A 17007-nucleotide genomic window follows, 5' to 3' on the forward strand; every position below is an offset into this window, starting at 1 on the left:
TTGTTTACGCCCGTAAGGCTCAGGCGCAACTTATCGTGGAGGCTCCCGCTCATGCCGCTCGCACTCCTCGCCCTGACACTCGGGGCATTCGGAATCGGCACCACCGAATTCGTCGTCGTGGGACTGCTCCCCGACATCGCCGACACCTACGCGGTGTCCATCCCCACCGCCGGGATGCTGGTCACCGGGTATGCGCTCGGCGTCGTGGTCGGCGCGCCGCTGATGACCGGGCTCGGCACGCGGGTCGCCCGCAAGCGGATGCTGCTCGGCATGCTGCTGCTCCTGGTGGCCGGCAACGTATTGTCTGCCGTCGCACCGACTTTCGGACTGATGCTGACCGGACGGATCGTGGCCTCGCTGGCGCACGGTGCGTTCTTCGGCATCGGCGCGGTCGTCGCGGGCACCGTGGTGCGGCCGGAGCGGCGCGCCGGTGCGATCGCAATCATGTTCACCGGACTCACCGTCGCCACCATGGTCGGCGTGCCGGTCGGCACCCTGCTCGGCCAGCACTTCGGCTGGCGGCTCACCTTCCTGATCGTCGCGCTGGTCGGGCTGATCGGCTTGGTCGGCGTCGCGCTGCTGGTGCCCGAACAGCCCGCGCCGCAGGACGCCAGGCTGCGCACCGAACTCGCCGTCTTCCGCAACCCGCAGGTGCTGCTCGCGATGGCGATGACCGTGCTCGGCTTCGGCGGTGTCTTCGCCGCGATCACCTATCTCGCGCCGATGATGACCGAGGTCACCGGTTTCGCGGACAGCTCGGTCACCTGGCTGCTGGTGCTGTTCGGACTCGGCTTCTTCGCGGGCAACCTGATCGGCGGCAAGTTCGCCGACCGGCACCTGATGCCGATGCTCTACCTGTCCCTCGGCGGCCTGGCCGTGGTGCTCGCCCTGTTCACCCTGACCGCGCACAACAAGATCGCCGCCGCGGTCACCGTCGTGCTGATCGGCGCGCTCGGCTTCGCCACCGTCCCGCCGCTACAGAAGCGGGTGCTCGACCAGGCTTCTGGCGCACCGACCTTGGCCTCGGCGGTCAATATCGGCGCCTTCAATCTCGGCAATGCCATCGCCGCCTGGCTCGGCGGCCTGGTCATCGCCGCGGGTTTCGGCTACACCGCCCCCAACTGGGTCGGCGTCGTCCTGGTACTCACCGCGCTGGCCCTGGCCGTCTGGTCCGGTGTCCTGGAGCGCCGGTCCACCGCCGAAACGGCCTCGGCCCCAGCAGAATCCCTGGTAGTCGCCCGTCCCTGACCCGCATGCCGGGTGCCGGGTGTCGCCGGGTTCGGTGTCGTGAGCGGCCCGCGACAGAAACATCACTCGCACTGTGCCACTTCAGCGGAAGGCGAGTCCACCCCGAACGCGAAACGCCCCGAACCACTGGATGGTTCGGGGCGTTTCGGTGAACGGACTATTCGACGGTGACGGACTTGGCCAGGTTGCGGGGTTTGTCCACGTCGTAGCCGCGCGCCTGGGCCACCTCGGCGGCGAAGATCTGCAACGGCACCGTCGAGAGCAACGGCTGGAACAGCGTCGGCGCCGAGGGGATCTCGATCAGATCGTCGGCGAACGGGCGGACCGTGTCGTCGCCCTCCTCGGCGATCACGATGGTGCGCGCGCCGCGCGCCTGGATCTCCCGAATATTGCTGAGCAGCTTGGAGTGCAGCACCGCACGACCCTTCGGGGACGGCATCACCACGATCACCGGCAGCCCCTCCTCGATCAGCGCGATCGGGCCGTGCTTGAGCTCGCCCGCCGCGAAACCCTCGGCGTGCATGTACGCCAGCTCCTTGAGCTTGAGCGCACCCTCCAGCGCCACCGGGTACCCGACGTGACGGCCGAGGAACAGCACCGTCGACACGTGTGCCAGCTCGCGCGCGATCGCCCGCACCTGCGGTGCCGTCTCCAGCACGCGGGCCACCAGCTTCGGCATCGCCTCCAGTTCGGCGAACTCGCGGGCCACCTCGTCCGGGTACTTGGTGCCGCGCGCCTGCGCCAAAGCCAGCCCGACCAGGTAATTCGCGGTCACCTGCGCCAGGAACGCCTTGGTGGAGGCGACACCGATCTCCGGCCCGGCCCTGGTGTAGAGCACCGCGTCGGACTCACGCGGAATCTGCGCGCCATTGGTATTGCAGATCGCGAGCACGCGCGCCTTCTGCTCCTTGGCGTGCCGCACCGCCTCGAGCGTGTCGGCCGTCTCGCCCGACTGCGAAACCGCCACCACCAGCGTCGAACGATCCAAAACCGGGTCGCGGTAACGGAATTCGCTGGCCAGCTCCACCTCGACGGGCAACCTGGTCCAATGCTCGATCGCGTACTTGGCCAGCAGTCCGGAGTGATACGCGCTGCCGCAGGCGACCACGAAGACCTTGTCGAAGTCGCGCAGCTCCTGATCGGCGAGGCGCTGCTCGTCCAGCACGATCCGGCCGCCGCCGTCCTGATCGTGGGCGAAATGCCCGATCAGCGTGTCCGCGACCGCGGCGGGCTGCTCCTCGATCTCCTTGAGCATGAAGTAGTCGTGGCCACCCTTCTCGGCGGCGGCCAGATCCCAGTCGATGGTGAACGGGCGGGTGCGCGCTGTCGCGTCGTCGCCCGCGAAGTCGGTGACCGTGTAGCTGTCCGCGGTGATCACCACGGCCTGGTCCTGCCCGAGCTCGACCGCCTCGCGGGTGTGCTCGATGAACGCCGTGACATCGGAGGCGATGAACATCTCGCCCCGGCCGACGCCGACCACCAGCGGTGTCGACCGACGCGCCGCGAAGATCAGATCGGGGTGATCGGCATGGGTGAAGACGAGCGTGAACGCGCCTTCCAGCCGGCGAACCACCGCGAGCGCGCTGGCCGCGAAGTCGCCTGCCGTCGGCCCCTCGGCATAAGCCCTGGCCACCAGGTGCACGGCGACCTCGGTGTCGGTGTCGCTGCGCAACTCGACGCCGGCGTCCTCCAGCTCACGGCGCAGCGGGGCGAAGTTCTCGATGATCCCGTTGTGCACCACGGCGACCTTGCCGCTGTCATCGCGGTGCGGGTGCGCGTTGCGGTCGGTCGGCGCGCCGTGCGTTGCCCAGCGCGTATGCCCCATTCCGGTGGTGCCCGCGAACCGCGTCACCCCGATTTCGGCGAGTTCGGCCTCCAGATTGGCCAGCTTGCCTGCCTTGCGTTCCACTGCCAACGCGCCCGCGCCGTCGACGATCGCCACACCCGCGGAGTCGTAGCCGCGATATTCCATGCGGCGCAACGCGTCAACGACTACGCCGAGCGCGTCCCGGTATCCGACGTACCCCACGATTCCGCACATGGCTCACCAGAGTACTTATCGGATAACGTTCTCGTCGTGTCGGCGTCTGTGAAATCGCTCCTGAGCACCCTGACCAGCCGCGGCCCCCATCGGGTGCTGCGCGGCAATCTGGCGATCGCCGGGCAGCCGGGGGTGGTGTTCACGCCCGAATCCGGGCTCAACCTGCCCGCCGTCGCGTTCGGGCACGGCTGGCTGACCGGCGCCGCCAACTACCGTGCGCTACTCGAGCATCTCGCATCCTGGGGTTTCGTCGCCGCCGCGCCGGATACCGAGCGCGGACCGATTCCGTCACACCTGGGCCTGGCGACCGATCTGCTCACCACCCTGGACATCTGCACCGGCGTGCGGCTCGGTGACGGCTCGATCAGCGTGCACCCCGACCGGCTCGCCCTGGTCGGGCACGGCATGGGCGCCGGGGCCGCCGTCATCGCCGCGACCCAGCGGGAGGTCGCCGCAGTCGCAGCACTGTTCCCCGCGCCGACCGCACCGTCCGCGGAGAACCTCGCACCCGACCTCGACACGCCCGCGCTGATTCTCGCCGGTGCCACCGATCTCGCCTCGGTCAGCTCCAACGCGATCCCGCTCGCCACCGCATGGGGCGGGCCGTCGGTGTTCCGGGCGATCGACGGCGCCTCGCACAACGGCATCATCGAGGGTCGCCGCGTGCTGGCCGCCGTCGGCGCGGGCAAGCACGAATCCAAGACCGCCCGCACCACCCGAGCCCTGCTCGCGGGCTACCTGCTCGCCACCGTCGCCGGCGACAAGACCTACCGTCCCTTCGCCGACCCGGAGGCGGAGATCCCGCACACGGTGGTCGTCGATCCGGAAGCCGAGGACGAGACCAAGCCGCCGAAGTTGAAGGTCGGTCAGCTCGCAAGCTTGCTCCGCCGCTAGAGCCAGCACCGTATCGGCAGCTCGGACACAACGTGACCGACGCTGGATCGCACCACGTGGGCAGTCGGCGGCTGGGTGCACCGTGTCGCCATACTGATAGCGCGCCACCGGCGCGATCACCTTGGCGGCTGGGGCGCGACACGCCTCGATGCCAAATCACACCACCTGGGCCGTCGGCTCGGCGGTTAGATCAGCCAGGTTTCGCGCTGGTAGAACGCGGCTTCTTCGTCTTCCTGGTCGACCGGGAGCACGTCGCGGTTGGCTTTGCGGGCGGCGATGGAGCGGGCGACGGCTTCGCGTTGTTCGCGGGCCTCGGTTTCCAGGCGTTCTTTCTCTTCGGCCTCGGCGCGTGCCTTCTCCAGCTCGTCCGAGTGCGCTGTCCAGAACTCGCGCAGGTCGGCGGCGGACTTATCGGCGAGTTCCCGGCTGGTGTCCGCGGTCTTGCGGTTGATCTCGTCGAGTTCGTCCAGCAGCTGTGCCGAGCGGCGGCGGCATTCCTCGGCGACGCGCTCGATCTCCTCGGCATAACTCACGATGTCGATTCTCCCCGATCCGCAGGTGGATATCAGCTGGCGGCTCCGCACCGCCGCTCGACCCGACCACTATCCGAGCGCACCGGGCTGACCGAGCGCTCGCTCACTACCTGACTCGGCCGCACCTCAGGCCTCCGGCTCCCCACTGCGCGGTGGCGTGCTCACAGCGGACCCGCTTCGGCCAGGTCGCCCATCGGGCCTGCCTCGGCCAATTCCGCGCCGCTGTCGAAGGGCGCCTCCGCATTCTGTTCGCCCGGCATGCGTTTGGGCGTGTGCTCGCCGTCTTCCTCGCGCCGCATGGGCGGGGCACCGGGGCGACCGCCCGGTTGGCCGGTGTTCTCCTCGGCAGCGTTGGGCTGCTCGACCGACTTCTTCTGCTCCGGTGCGGCCGGAGCGGGTTCGGCGGGCGACGACTTGTCCGTGGGCGGCGCGGCGGGGCTGGGGTCGCTGGGCACCTTACCCGCGGGCGGCACCGAGTCGGTGGGAGACGGCTTCTCTGCGGAGGGCGCGGACTGGCTGGGATCGGTGGACGACGGTTTGTCCGCAGGCGAGTCATCTTTCGGCTCGCTCATCTCGAGGATCGGCATCCCGTGCTCATCGAGCCGCAGACTGAATTCCTGTGTCTTCCCGTCGGCTTCGGACATCATCAACGTCAGCTGGCCGTCCGGACCCATCTCGAACTTCAGATGCTTACCGGCGACATCGAACTCGGCGGCGGGCTTACCATCCGGCTTACTGTCGTGATCCCGGTCCGCCTGGCTCGGATCGATGACGTCCTCGACCATCTGTACCGCGCCGTCGACGCCGTCTTTGATGATCCCGGTCAGTGAACTGATCCCCGCCTCGACGAGGTCACCGATCCCGGATGCCAACGGCGACAGCTGATTCGCTACCTGACTGAGCGCCGGGAGGCCCTCCAGCGACGATGTGTTCGGCGGCTGCACGGTCGGTGTCGACGGCACGCCGGGTGTCACCGGAGTGCCCGGGTTCGACGGCGAAGCAGGCGTCGACGGCGATTCAGGGGTCGATGGCGAAGCGGGCGTGCTCGGTACCGAGGGTGAAGCGGGAGACGAAGGCGTGCTCGGCGACGAAGGCGCACTCGGCGCGGGCGAGGCAGGTGTCGCCGGTGTGCCGGCCGGAACGGTTGGCGCCGTGGGATTTCCGGGCTGGGTGGGCAGCGCGGTGTCCTTCGGCGCGCCCTCGTTCTTCGGCTGCTCCGGCATCCCAGCCGGACGCGGATAAGCCGTGTCGGGCACCTGATTCAGCGCACCGATAAGCGGTTCATAGACGTTCTCGACCCCTTGATCGGTCAGGTCGCAGACATCGGTGAACTTGCGCACCTTGGCCGTGTAGTCAGGCTGGAACACCTTGTCGAGCCAGTCGCGACACCGCTGCTGGATCCGATCCCGATAGTCGGTGCCCGGAATCAACAGCACGATGTCTTGCGCGACGTTGCCCTCGGCGAGTTCCGGGAAGATCCGCCACAGCTTGCTGAGCAGACTGTTCTGGGTGATGTTGCTGAAGGAGATCGACGTGCCCGAGATGATGTCGTCGACGTCTTCCGGGGTCTTCCCGTCGATCTTCACCGCCTCGCCATGCTCCAGGATGTGCGCCACGACATCGGCTTTGATCTTCACCGCGCTGCGCAAGGCGGCGATCGAGCCTGCCAGGGCCCGCCAGGCCGTCCCGGCCGTCTTCCAGTCGGCGTCGGCCCGCCCGACCTGCTGATTCAGCATGTCGATGGCGGCATCGGCGGCCTGCCCCTGCCACAGCGACGGCAGCGCCTGCGCCGAAACGCGCTGGCTGTCCACTTGCACCCCGGCGTCCTGCAGTACCTCCTGCAGCCTGGCGGAGGCGTTGTACAGCTTGTCCTCGTTCAGCCCGTTCTGCTCGTAGAAGCGCTGATGCAGCTGCGCGTAACTCGCGAGGTCGGCGGGCGGGTCACCGAAGGCGCGACGGTAGCGCGGCTCGAAATGTTCGAAGTACACAAGACTTCGGGAGCCGATGTCGAGGTACTCCTTGATCGGCGCGTGTGCGGGCACGGTGAAAACCACGGCTACTCCCCTGCCGTCGCGGTGTAGGCGTCCCGGAGCTCAGGGCTGGATGTCACGGCCGGCCTTCGCGATGTCGCCTGCGGTCTCCTGCACGGTGTCCGAGTACCGCACGACCGAGGCGCCGAGCGCGTCCGCCGTGGTGATCGTCGCTTCGGCCCAGCTCCGCATCCAGCTGCCGATGCGCTCGAAGCCCTGCTGGATCTGCTTGCCGTGCTCGGCGTAGTGCGCGCCGGCGTCGCCGGGTCCGAACGCGTTGTCGGTCACGTCTTTCGATCGCTGCGCCACGACCTGCCCGGATATCCGTAGATCGGCGGCGAGCCGTCCCAACTCCCCCGTCTGGACCCCGACCATGCCGCTCGGATCGCCGGTCATCTACGCCCCTCCGTGTTCGCCGAGTGCCGCCATACTTCCTTCGACGCGCGCACCCGGCGTTCGGTTCCATCGAATCCGCAGGGTCGCGACGACCCCGCCGACGGAACTACCTGCCGATCTTCCCGTGGTCGGTCCGCACCCACTCCGACGACCCGTCCGGATGCCGATGGAATTCCCAGGCGGCGTAGTCGCCGTCCTTCTCCACTACCGTGACATGGTCCGCGAGACCGTCGTGGTCGTAGTCGGTCCACACCTGCATGGCGTCGGCACCGTTGGTGGTGATGGTGTCGAGGGTGCCGTCACCGTCGATGTCCTGGGTGGGGTGGTGCAGCTCGATCGCGCCGAGACCATCCAGCGACGAGGATGCGTCGATGCCGGGCAGTTCCAGACCCGGCAATTCACCCGAGGTGATCATTACTCCTCCTCAGCAGGACTCGTGATGCTGTTCATCCGGTCACCCGACAACAGCGCTATCGCTCCATCCTGACATCCATGGGAGCTCGACGCAGCCCCCTGTGCCTCACTTCTTCGGCATCAGCAGCCACAGCACCAGGTACAGGATGAACTGCGGACCGGGCAGCAGGCACGAAACCACGAAAAGCAGGCGCACGACATTGGCATTCCAGCCGAGGTACTCGGCGATGCCGCCACAGACTCCGGCGATCCACTTGTCGTGGCTGGAGCGGGCGAAACGGCGGGCAGGTGCGGTCATGATCTTCCCTCTCTGGTGGTGATCTCTTCGAACTCCACTCTGCCCAGCCGCGCCTGGTCGCGCATCGCTCCGTGGACCGATACCTACCCTGATTTCCCCGTACCCCAGTTCAGGGTGTGACCCCGAGTAAGTCCGACCGGGTGCATGGCAGGCAGGCTTGACACGGCAGACTTAAGGAAGTGAGGGAGCGTCAGCGAGTGAACCGAAAATACAGCGTGCCGGTGCGCGCGACGGAGCCGAGCGCCAGCGAGGCGGAGTCGTGAGTACCACTTTGCATGCGCGCGGCCTCTCCGCGGGCCACGGCGAACGCACCTTGTTCGACGACCTCGATCTCACCCTGGCACCGGGTGACGTGATCGGCCTGGTCGGCGCGAACGGCGCGGGCAAATCCACGCTGCTGCGCATGCTCGCGGACCGGCACACCCCCACCGGCAGCATCACCCTGAGCCCACCCGACGCCACCGTCGGCTATCTGGCGCAGGAACCCGAACGGGTACCCGGCGAGACGGTCCTCGAATTCCTCGGTCGCCGAACCGGTGTCGCCGAAGCCCAGCGCACCATGGACGCGGCCGCCGAGCGCATCGCCGACGGCGGCGAAGACGAGTATTCGCCTGCGCTCGAGCGTTGGCTCGCCCTCGGCGGCGCGGATCTGGACCAGCGCGCCGAGGAGATCGCCGCCGATCTCGGCCTGATCGCCAGCCTGCCCAGCGGCCTCGACACCCCGATGACCGGCCTGTCCGGCGGCCAGGCCGCACGCGCGGGTCTGGCCTCGGTGTTGTTGTCGCGCTTCGACATTCTGCTGCTGGACGAGCCGACGAACGATCTCGACCTGGACGGCCTGGCCCGGCTGGAGCAGTTCGTCACCGGTGTCCGGGTGCCGCTGGTGGTGATCAGTCACGATCGAGAGTTCCTGGCGCGGACCGTGAATCGCATCGTCGAGCTGGATCTGGCCCAGCAGCAGGTCGGCCTCTACGACGGCGGCTACGAGGCGTACCTGATGGAACGCGAGATCGCCCGCCAGCACGCGCGCGAGGCCTACGAGGAGTTCGCCGACACCAAGGCCGGCCTGGAGGCGCGGGCCCAGATGCAGCGCAACTGGCTCGAACACGGTGTGCGCAACGCCCGCCGCAAGGTGCGCGACCCGAAGAAGGTCGACTCGGACAAGGCGGGCCGCAAGATGCGCGCCGAGTCCACCGAGAAGCAGGCCGCCAAGGCCAGGCAGACGCAACGGCGCATCGAACGCCTGGACGTGGTCGAGGAACCGCGCAAGGAGTGGGAGCTGCGGATGACCATCGGCGCCGCGCCCCGCAGCGGGTCGGTGGTGGCCACCCTGTCCGACGCTACGGTCACCCTGGGCGATTTCACCCTCGGCCCGATCAGCATCCAGGTCGACTGGGCCGACCGGATCGTGTTGACCGGCGCGAACGGCTCCGGCAAATCCACCCTGCTCGCGCTGCTGCTCGGAAAGATTCAGCCGGACAACGGAGCTGCCTCGCTCGGGTCCGGCGTGAAGATCGGCGAGGTCGATCAGGCCCGCGGCTTGTTCCGCGGAACCACCTCGCTGGCCGACACTTTCGGCGCGCAGATGCCCGACTGGCCGGACGCGGAGATCCGCACCTTGCTCGCCAAGTTCGGGCTGCGCGGCTCACATGCGTTGCGCGCCTGCGAAACCCTTTCCCCCGGCGAACGCACCCGCGCCGCCCTCGCGCTGTTGCAGGCCCGCGGCGTGAACCTGCTCGTCCTGGACGAGCCGACCAACCATCTGGACCTGCCCGCCATCGAACAGCTCGAGCAGGCCGTCGAATCCTTCACCGGCACACTGCTGCTGGTCACCCATGATCGGCGGATGCTGGACACCGTCCAGTCCACCCGTCGCTGGCACATGGACTTCGGCAAGCTCACCGAAACCACCTGACCGGCAGCACATCACTCGATGTGCCGCCAACCGGCGTGGCTCAGACCGAGGCGACGCGCTTGGCGAGATCGTCGGCGAGTTGCCTGGCCTGCGCGGGATCGGTGGCCTCCACCATCACCCGGACCAGCTGCTCGGTTCCGCTGGGACGCAGCAGGACTCGGCCGGAATCACCGAGGATGCGTTCGGCTTCCTGTACCGCGTCGCGGATTTCGGGCGCCGCCGCGACCACGGCTTTGTCGCTGACCGGCACATTCACCAATACCTGTGGCACCGTCTGCAATACGGTGGCAAGCTCGGCGAGGCTGCGCCGGGTACGCGCCATCCTGGCCATCAGTTTGAGGCCGGTGAGCACGCCGTCGCCGGTGGTGCCGAACTTCGGGAAGATCACGTGCCCGGACTGTTCCCCGCCCAGCGTGAAGCCGCCGCGACGCAGTTCCTCCAGCACGTACCGGTCGCCAACGGCGGTGGTGAGCAAGGTGATTCCGGCCTCGCGCATCGCGATGTGCAGACCGAGGTTGCTCATCACGGTGCCGACCAGGGTGTCCTCGGCCAGCTCACCGGCCTCGTGCATGTCGAGGGCGAGGATCGCCAGGATGACGTCACCGTCGACGACATTGCCGTCGGCATCGGCCGCGAGGCACCGGTCGGCGTCACCGTCGAGGGCCAAGCCCAGGTCGGCGTTGTGCTCGCGCACCGCCTGCCGCACGGTGTCCAAATGCGTTGAGCCGCAACCATCGTTGATGTTGAGGCCGTCCGGCTCGGCGTTGATCGCGATCACCGTCGCGCCCGCCTCGCGGAAGGCGGCGGGCCCGACCTCGGCGGCCGCGCCGTGCGCGCAGTCGACCACCACGGTCAGCCCGGACAGATCCTGCGCGGTCGCCTCGACCAAATGCTCGACGTACCGCTCGTGCGTGCTCGCGACGCTGTACTGCTTTGGGATGGCGACTCCGTGGTCGCGCGCGCCGGACGCGTTGACCACGCGCCCGATGGCGCGCCCAGTCGGCCGCAGCGGGGTGTCCTCGGCGAGCAGCGCCTCGATGCGGTCCTCGATGGCGTCGTCGAGCTTGTGCCCGCCCGCCGCGAAGATCTTGATGCCGTTGTCCGGCATGGGATTGTGCGAGGCGGAGATCATCACGCCGAAGCACGCGTCGTAGAGGCCGGTGAGGTAGGCGACGGCGGGCGTCGGCAGCACGCCGACCTGCAGCACGTTCACCCCGGCGGCGGTCAGCCCCGCGGTCACCGCGGCCTCGAGCATCTCACCGCTGGCTCGCGGGTCGCGGCCGACCACCGCGAGGGGACGCTTCTTGCCACTGCTCAAAATCTGGGCGGCCGCACCTGAAACGCGCAGCGCCAGTTCCGGACTCAACGACTCGTTGGCCAACCCACGGATTCCGTCGGTGCCGAACAAACGTCCCATACCTCAGCCCCTCATCGGTGGATCCGCGGCGCGCCCGAAGGCCACAGCCTGTTGCCACAGAGGGCCCCGAGAACGCCGCGGGTTGATCTGCGGCGTCCGCGTCAGGCCCGGAGGAGGCAGCCTGTGTAACCACGTAGGGCCCGTGGGCGCCGCAAATTCTATACAGCACGAGAGCAGGCGACCAGCCGTGCTGGCGCCTGCTCTCGTACAGCTTGCCCGACGACCACACCGCCCCCGGCACCTCCAGGGTGCCGGATGACGGTGGTCGACGAGGCCGAAATCAGCGCTTCGAGTACTGCGGCGCCTTACGCGCCTTCTTCAGACCGTACTTCTTACGCTCGACGGCACGCGGGTCACGCGTCAGGAAGCCGGCCCGCTTGAGGGCGGGGCGGTCGTCCGGGGTGACCTCGATCAGCGCGCGGGCGATGGCCAGACGCAGGGCGCCGGCCTGTCCCGACGGGCCGCCGCCGTGCAGCAGGGCGACGATGTCGAAGTTCTCGGCCCGCTCGACGGTCACCAGCGGCGACTTGACCAGCTGCTGGTGCACCTTGTTCGGGAAGTAATCCTCGATGGTGCGGCCGTTGAGCACGAAGTTGCCGGAGCCCGGCACCATGCGCACGCGGACGACGGCTTCCTTACGGCGGCCGACGGTCTGCACCGGGCGGTCGATCACGACCGGGGCGAAGGTCTCCGCGGCGACCTCGGCCTCTTCGTAGCCTTCGCCGTCCTCGACAACCTCAACGGCGTCGAAGTCCTCGACAACGGCTTCCTCGTTGAACTCCTCAGGAGCGGTCACTGGGCCACCTGCTTGATCTCGAACGGAATGGGCTGCTGAGCGGCGTGGGGGTGGTTCGGGCCTGCGTAGACCTTCAGCTTGCCCGCGATCGCGTTGCCGAGCTTGTTCTTCGGGATCATGCCCTTGACGGCCTTCTCCACGAGCCGATCCGGACGGCTCTCCAACACCTGACCGACAGTGCGCGACTTGAGGCCGCCCGGGTGCCCGCTGTGGTGGTGGATCAGCTTGTCCGCCTTCTTGTTGCCGCTGATGGCAACCTTCTCGGCGTTGATGATGATGACGAAATCGCCACCGTCGAAGTTCGGTGCGTAGGTCGGCTTCGTCTTGCCACGCAGCAGATTCGCTGCCTGCACGGCGAGACGGCCGAGCACTACGTCAGTGGCGTCGATGACGTACCACTGACGGGTCACGTCACCCGCCTTGGGGCTGTACGTAGGCACAGTGCTTCCCTGTCTGTAGTCGGTGTTGCCGGCCAGGCATGTGGTCGAAGCTCCCGGCGGCCGGTGGAGACCCGGGTTTCGATTGCACAGCCGGTTGCCCGGCCATCCATACGCCAACGAGCCACAATACCAGCCCGGATCGGACGGTCTAAATCGCGTCAGATCTGGATCGGCGGACCGGGATCAATGGCCCGCCGCGGCCCGGGCAGCAGGTAGCGCAATGTGTCGATGCCCGGCTGCTCACAGTCCTGATCCACGACACCCCGATCGTTGCGCCGGCCACCCGACGCATGCCCGCGGGCGGACGAGATGCCCGGCCGGACCTCGTTGGTCACGTAGGGCGTCAGTGGACAGGCGATCGGGTCGGCCGCGGCGAGTGGTCCCGGTGCCGCCGTCAGGGTCACCTCGGCCGCGGTCAGCTCGACGCGATCACCGCCGCCCGGCAGCGCGACCACGGCCAGCGCCACCGCGCCGACCACCGTGTGCGCCCCGAACAGGTTGTCCTTCATCTTGTTCCAGAGCTTGCCCTTGCGGGGCCGGTCCTCGTCGTCGTCGGATTCGGGTTCCTGCCACGGCTTGGGCCGCTCCGGCGCGGCATCGGACTGCGGCGCCTGATACGAGCGCTGACCGGGCGGCGGCCCGCCCTGGCTACCCGGATCGGCGGGCGGCCGAGCCGGCTGGTTCTCGGGGTACTGCCCCGGCGGCCGGGTGAAGCGGCCGCCCAGCTCGGCGAGATTCGGTGGAAGCCCGCGCGGCACCTCGTCCCGGCTGATCCGCGTAGTCGGATCCTCGCCGGTCGTCGGGTAGCCAGGCCCGTACTGCACCGGCGGCACCGTTCGCGGCGGCGACGGATCCATGTGGGGTTGCGGCAAGTCCGTTCGGCGCTGTGACGACTCCGCTTGGCGCTGTGCCGATTCGGCCTGCCGATGCGCGGCACCGGCCTGGCGCTGTCCGGGCGCGGCCTGCTGCGGCGCGGACTCGGCCCGGTAGTGCCCGGCCGGATCGCGGAACTGCGGGCCGGGGTCCTGGAATTGCGTGGGATCCACCCGAGGCTGCGCGGGCTCGGCATGTCTGCCCACCGGCTCCGGCTCTGCCGATTCGGTATCGGTCACCAACAGGTGGGCCGCACCCAGCACCAGTGCGTGCATCGGATGATCGGCGACCTGCAGCCGATGGCCGAGATGATTCTGGAAGGCCAACCGCAGCGCGTCGTTGAAACACACGTTGCCCGACAGCAGCACGGTCGAGGTGTCCGCGCCGATCGAGCGGGCCGCGGCCATCACCTCGATCACCACGTTGTCCGCGGACCTGGCGTCGCGCATGGACTCGACGGTCACCGGTACGTCGACCGATTCGGTCGGCTGTTCGTCGTCGCCGTGCACCGCGACCACCAGCATCGTCCGGCCGTCGGAGTACACGCCGGTCGCGCCGATGCCGTGCGGCCTGGCCTGATCCGGCGGATGCACCAGTCCGAGCGCGCGCACGTACCCCGACAGCGCGATGCTCTCCGGCAGCGGCTCGACGGTCACGTCGAGCTGCTCCACCAGCGCGGCGTACACCTCGACCTTCTCGTCCGGCCAGCCGTCCGGGTACGGCAGCGCCACCAGGTCCGGCTTGCCGCGCAGGTGCTTGCCGATGGCGGCCAGCGGGTTGTACATGCGGGCCCGGAACACCAGCTCCGCGGGCCAGGTCGCGCCGGCTACCACGATCTGCGGGTGGCCGAGGATGTCGCGCACGTCGGCGATGGCCATGCCGAGGTCCGGGCGCTGCCGGTCCACGCCGGCGGTGTGCAACCGTCCCGACGAATCCGCCAGCAAATATGCCGGCGGTGTCCACATGCCCTCCACCTGAACCGGGCGGATCGGTGTGCCACCGCCACCCGCGGCCACGGACACCACATCCCAGCCGAGATGTACCGCCCCTACTCGCACCGTCACAGGCATAAGTGTGCCTGGTGTGTGGCCGAGATGCTTGCTGTTGTCCGGAGCCCCCGGTCGGGGCCGCAAAATCGCTCGCCCATCACGCGGCCGAGGACTTCAGTCGCAGCCGTCGCCAGGTGATGACGGCGAGCACCAGCGTGATCAGCAACAGCACACCGACGTCCAACGCCCAGATGCTCGCCGTGTGCTGCCACAGGGTGTCGGGCTGTGCGTTGAGGAACACCTCGCGAATGTTCACCGTCGACGCTCCGGCCGCATACCCCCAGCGCGCCGGGAACAGCCAGGACACCTGCTCGAGCACGACGCGACCGGTGACCGGAATCAACCCGCCGGCCATCACCAGCTGCACCATGATGGCGACCACCAGCAGCGGCATCACCTGCTCGTTCGACTTCGCCAGCGACGAAAGCAGCAGGCCGACAACGACACAGCACACCGCGGTCAACGCGATGTCGATGTACAGCTCGGCGCTGCCGGAGGCCAGCACCGCACCCTCGCCCGGCCGCTTCTTGCCCGCGAGCACGATGCCGACCAGCACCGCCGACTGCAGCAGCGCGGTGATACTGAACACCGCGATCTTCGCCGACAAGTACGCCGATGGCAGCAACCCGACCGCGCGTTCCCGCTGGAAGATGGTGCGTTCACCGACCAGATCGCGCACGGTGAGCGTGGACCCCATGAAGCAGGCGCCGAGGATGAGCACCACCAGCAGCTGCTGGGTCTCGCCGCCGCCGGTCGGCACGAAGGTGCCGTCCGGCAACGCCTTCAACGCCCCGCGCTGGAAACCGTCCTTGCCCGGCACCACCAGTGAGAGCGCGCCGAGGATGAACGGCAGGATCACCAGGAACGACAGATAGCCGCGGTCGGCCAGGATCAACCGGATCTGCCTGCGGCACAGCGTCGAGAACTGTTTGCCGCCACTGGATTGCGGCGGCGAGCCCGCGGACCCGTATTGCTGCGGTGGCGGGGGTGGCGGTGGCGCGAACGCCTGCCTGGATCGGTAGGCGGCGAACGCCTGATCTGGATTGGCCGCCACGTTGGCGAAGATCTCTGCCCAGTCGGTGGTGCCGAGCGCGGCACCGACGCCGGCCGGGTTGCCGCAGTAGGCGGTCTTGCCGCCGGGCGCGAGCAGCAGCACCTGGTCGCACATGTCCAGGTGTGCGATGGAGTGCGTCACCACGATCACCACGCGGCCCGCGTCGGCGAGCTCGCGCAGCATCACCATCACCTGCCGGTCCAGCGCCGGATCCAGGCCCGAGGTCGGCTCGTCCAAGATAAGCAAGGACGGTCCGGTGAGCAGTTCCAGCGCGACCGACGCGCGCTTGCGCTGGCCGCCGGAGAGCCGGTCCACCCTGGTGTCGGCGTGCTCGGTCAGCGAAAGTTCTTTCAGCACACCGTCGATCACCTGCTGGCGGTCGGCCCGGCTGTTGTCCGGCGGCAGCCGCAGCTCGGCCGCGTAGCCGAGCGCCTGGCGCACGGTGAGCTGACGGTGCAGCACATCGTCCTGCGGCACCATGCCGATCCGGGAGCGCAAGGCCTCGTATTCGGCGTGCAGGTTGCGGCCCTCGAAGGTGACCACACCACCGGAGGGCTGCGTGGTACCCGCGATCAGCCTGGACAGCGTCGACTTGCCCGCGCCGGACGGACCGATCAGCGCGGTCAGCGTGCCCCGGCTGGCCTGCATATTGACGTCGACCAGCAGCTGCTTGTTGCCCTCGACGGTGAACCCGACCCCGTGGACCGCGAGCCCCTGCTCGGCCACCGGCTTCTGCCGCAGGACCAGCGTGCCCTGCTGGACGACGAAGTCGATGTTGCCGATGGTGATGATGTCGCGCTCGCGCAGCACCGCCCGCTGCTGGCGGTGGCCGTTGACGAAGGTGCCGTTGGCCGAGCCGAGGTCCTCGATGGTCAGCCCGTCGGCGGCCGCGACCAGACGCGCGTGCTTGCGCGAGGCCAGCGGATCGTTGACGACGATCTGGTTGTCGGTGGTGCGGCCGATCGACAGGCCCCCGGCGGGCAGCCGATCGGCCCTGGCGACCGCCGCGGTCGACGCCCGCGCGCGCACCGGCGGCATGTTCGAGGTGTCGGCCCGGGTCGTCATATTGATATTGACCTGCGGCGGCGCATCCTGCGGCGGTTGATAAGCCGGCCGCTGGAACTGCTGGGCGGGCCGCTGCCCCGACATCGGCTGACCAGGCATGGGCTGGCCCGGCATCGGCTGACCCGGCATCGGCTGGCCGGACATCGGCTGCTGACCCGACTGCGGTGGCCGTACCGAAGGGCGCTGCGGGGGTTGCGGATTAGCGGGCAGCAGATGTAGCAACGGTCCACTGATCGCGTCGCCGAGCCGCACCTGCGTGGGCCGATCGATCGAGACCGCCTGGGTCAGCCGGCGCGCGTCGACGAACACGCCATTGGTACTTCCATTGTCCGACAACACCCAGGCGCTACCCTGCCATGCGAGCGTCGCGTGCACCCGCGAAACGAGCGGGCTGTCGACGAACAGCGTCACCTCCGGCGCACGACCCATGGTGACCTGCTGGCTCGAATCGAAGACTCGTTCGTTTCCATCATGGCGCACGGTGATGGTCTGCGCCCCCGGTGAAGACATGCAGCGGATACTATTCCATCACCCGGACATCGGC

Annotated in this window: 14 protein-coding genes; 3 read left to right on the top strand and 11 right to left on the bottom strand. The window is 68.6% G+C overall.

All coding sequences use genetic code 11. From position 1 onward, the window contains the following. Positions 1–51 precede the first annotated feature (51 nt). Positions 52–1248 (top strand): MFS transporter, encoded by a 1197-nt coding sequence (locus tag NN4_RS22690; RefSeq protein WP_147134885.1) that lies wholly within the window; start codon positions 52–54, stop codon positions 1246–1248. Between the two features lie 157 nt (positions 1249–1405). On the opposite strand, the gene glmS is transcribed toward NN4_RS22690, so the two are convergent. Then, positions 1406–3289, bottom strand: a complete 1884-nt coding sequence (gene glmS / locus NN4_RS22695) for a glutamine--fructose-6-phosphate transaminase (isomerizing) (RefSeq protein WP_147134888.1) — start codon at positions 3287–3289, stop codon at positions 1406–1408. Positions 3290–3325: 36 nt separating this feature from the next. Here glmS and NN4_RS22700 point away from each other — a divergent pair, with 36 nt between their 5' ends. Continuing rightward, positions 3326–4183, top strand: a complete 858-nt coding sequence (locus tag NN4_RS22700) for a dienelactone hydrolase family protein (protein WP_147134891.1) — start codon at positions 3326–3328, stop codon at positions 4181–4183. A 185-nt stretch (positions 4184–4368) separates the two neighbouring features. Here the strand turns inward: NN4_RS22700 and NN4_RS22705 are convergent, their stop codons facing one another. From NN4_RS22705 to NN4_RS22725, 5 genes are all read right to left on the bottom strand, one after another. Next, complete coding sequence (locus tag NN4_RS22705) at positions 4369–4716, bottom strand: hypothetical protein (RefSeq protein WP_147134894.1); 348 nt, start codon at positions 4714–4716, stop codon at positions 4369–4371. A 161-nt stretch (positions 4717–4877) separates the two neighbouring features. Then, the gene (locus tag NN4_RS45785) at positions 4878–6770 is read right to left on the bottom strand and encodes a hypothetical protein (protein WP_222595138.1); all 1893 of its coding nucleotides are present in this window, start codon (positions 6768–6770) and stop codon (positions 4878–4880) included. A 39-nt stretch (positions 6771–6809) separates the two neighbouring features. Further along, the gene (locus tag NN4_RS22715) at positions 6810–7142 is read right to left on the bottom strand and encodes a hypothetical protein (RefSeq protein WP_147134897.1); all 333 of its coding nucleotides are present in this window, start codon (positions 7140–7142) and stop codon (positions 6810–6812) included. Positions 7143–7248: 106 nt separating this feature from the next. Further along, positions 7249–7557 (bottom strand): DUF6802 family protein, encoded by a 309-nt coding sequence (locus NN4_RS22720; protein WP_135234874.1) that lies wholly within the window; start codon positions 7555–7557, stop codon positions 7249–7251. Positions 7558–7662: 105 nt separating this feature from the next. Next, entirely contained in the window at positions 7663–7854 is a 192-nt protein-coding gene (locus NN4_RS22725; RefSeq protein ID WP_107654236.1) for a PspC domain-containing protein, read from the bottom strand. Between the two features lie 259 nt (positions 7855–8113). Here NN4_RS22725 and NN4_RS22730 point away from each other — a divergent pair, with 259 nt between their 5' ends. Further along, positions 8114–9769 carry an ABC-F family ATP-binding cassette domain-containing protein gene (locus tag NN4_RS22730; RefSeq protein WP_147134900.1) on the top strand — a complete coding sequence of 552 codons (1656 nt, stop codon included), beginning with the start codon at positions 8114–8116 and terminating at the stop codon, positions 9767–9769. A gap of 40 nt (positions 9770–9809) precedes the next feature. On the opposite strand, the gene glmM is transcribed toward NN4_RS22730, so the two are convergent. From glmM to NN4_RS22755, 5 genes are all read right to left on the bottom strand, one after another. Further along, the gene (gene glmM / locus NN4_RS22735; protein WP_147134903.1) at positions 9810–11186 is read right to left on the bottom strand and encodes a phosphoglucosamine mutase; all 1377 of its coding nucleotides are present in this window, start codon (positions 11184–11186) and stop codon (positions 9810–9812) included. A 280-nt stretch (positions 11187–11466) separates the two neighbouring features. Beyond that, the gene (gene rpsI / locus NN4_RS22740; RefSeq protein WP_107654233.1) at positions 11467–11982 is read right to left on the bottom strand and encodes a 30S ribosomal protein S9; all 516 of its coding nucleotides are present in this window, start codon (positions 11980–11982) and stop codon (positions 11467–11469) included. Further along, entirely contained in the window at positions 11979–12422 is a 444-nt protein-coding gene (gene rplM, locus NN4_RS22745; RefSeq protein ID WP_135234871.1) for a 50S ribosomal protein L13, read from the bottom strand. Before rplM ends, rpsI begins: the two co-directional genes overlap by 4 nt. Positions 12423–12580: 158 nt before the next feature. Continuing rightward, entirely contained in the window at positions 12581–14365 is a 1785-nt protein-coding gene (locus NN4_RS46235) for a hypothetical protein (protein WP_246181021.1), read from the bottom strand. A gap of 76 nt (positions 14366–14441) precedes the next feature. Next, complete coding sequence (locus NN4_RS22755; RefSeq protein WP_147134906.1) at positions 14442–16973, bottom strand: FHA domain-containing protein; 2532 nt, start codon at positions 16971–16973, stop codon at positions 14442–14444. Positions 16974–17007: the final 34 nt, after the last annotated feature.

The sequence above is a fragment of the Nocardia ninae NBRC 108245 genome (assembly GCF_007990755.1).
GTDB lineage: Bacteria > Actinomycetota > Actinomycetes > Mycobacteriales > Mycobacteriaceae > Nocardia > Nocardia ninae.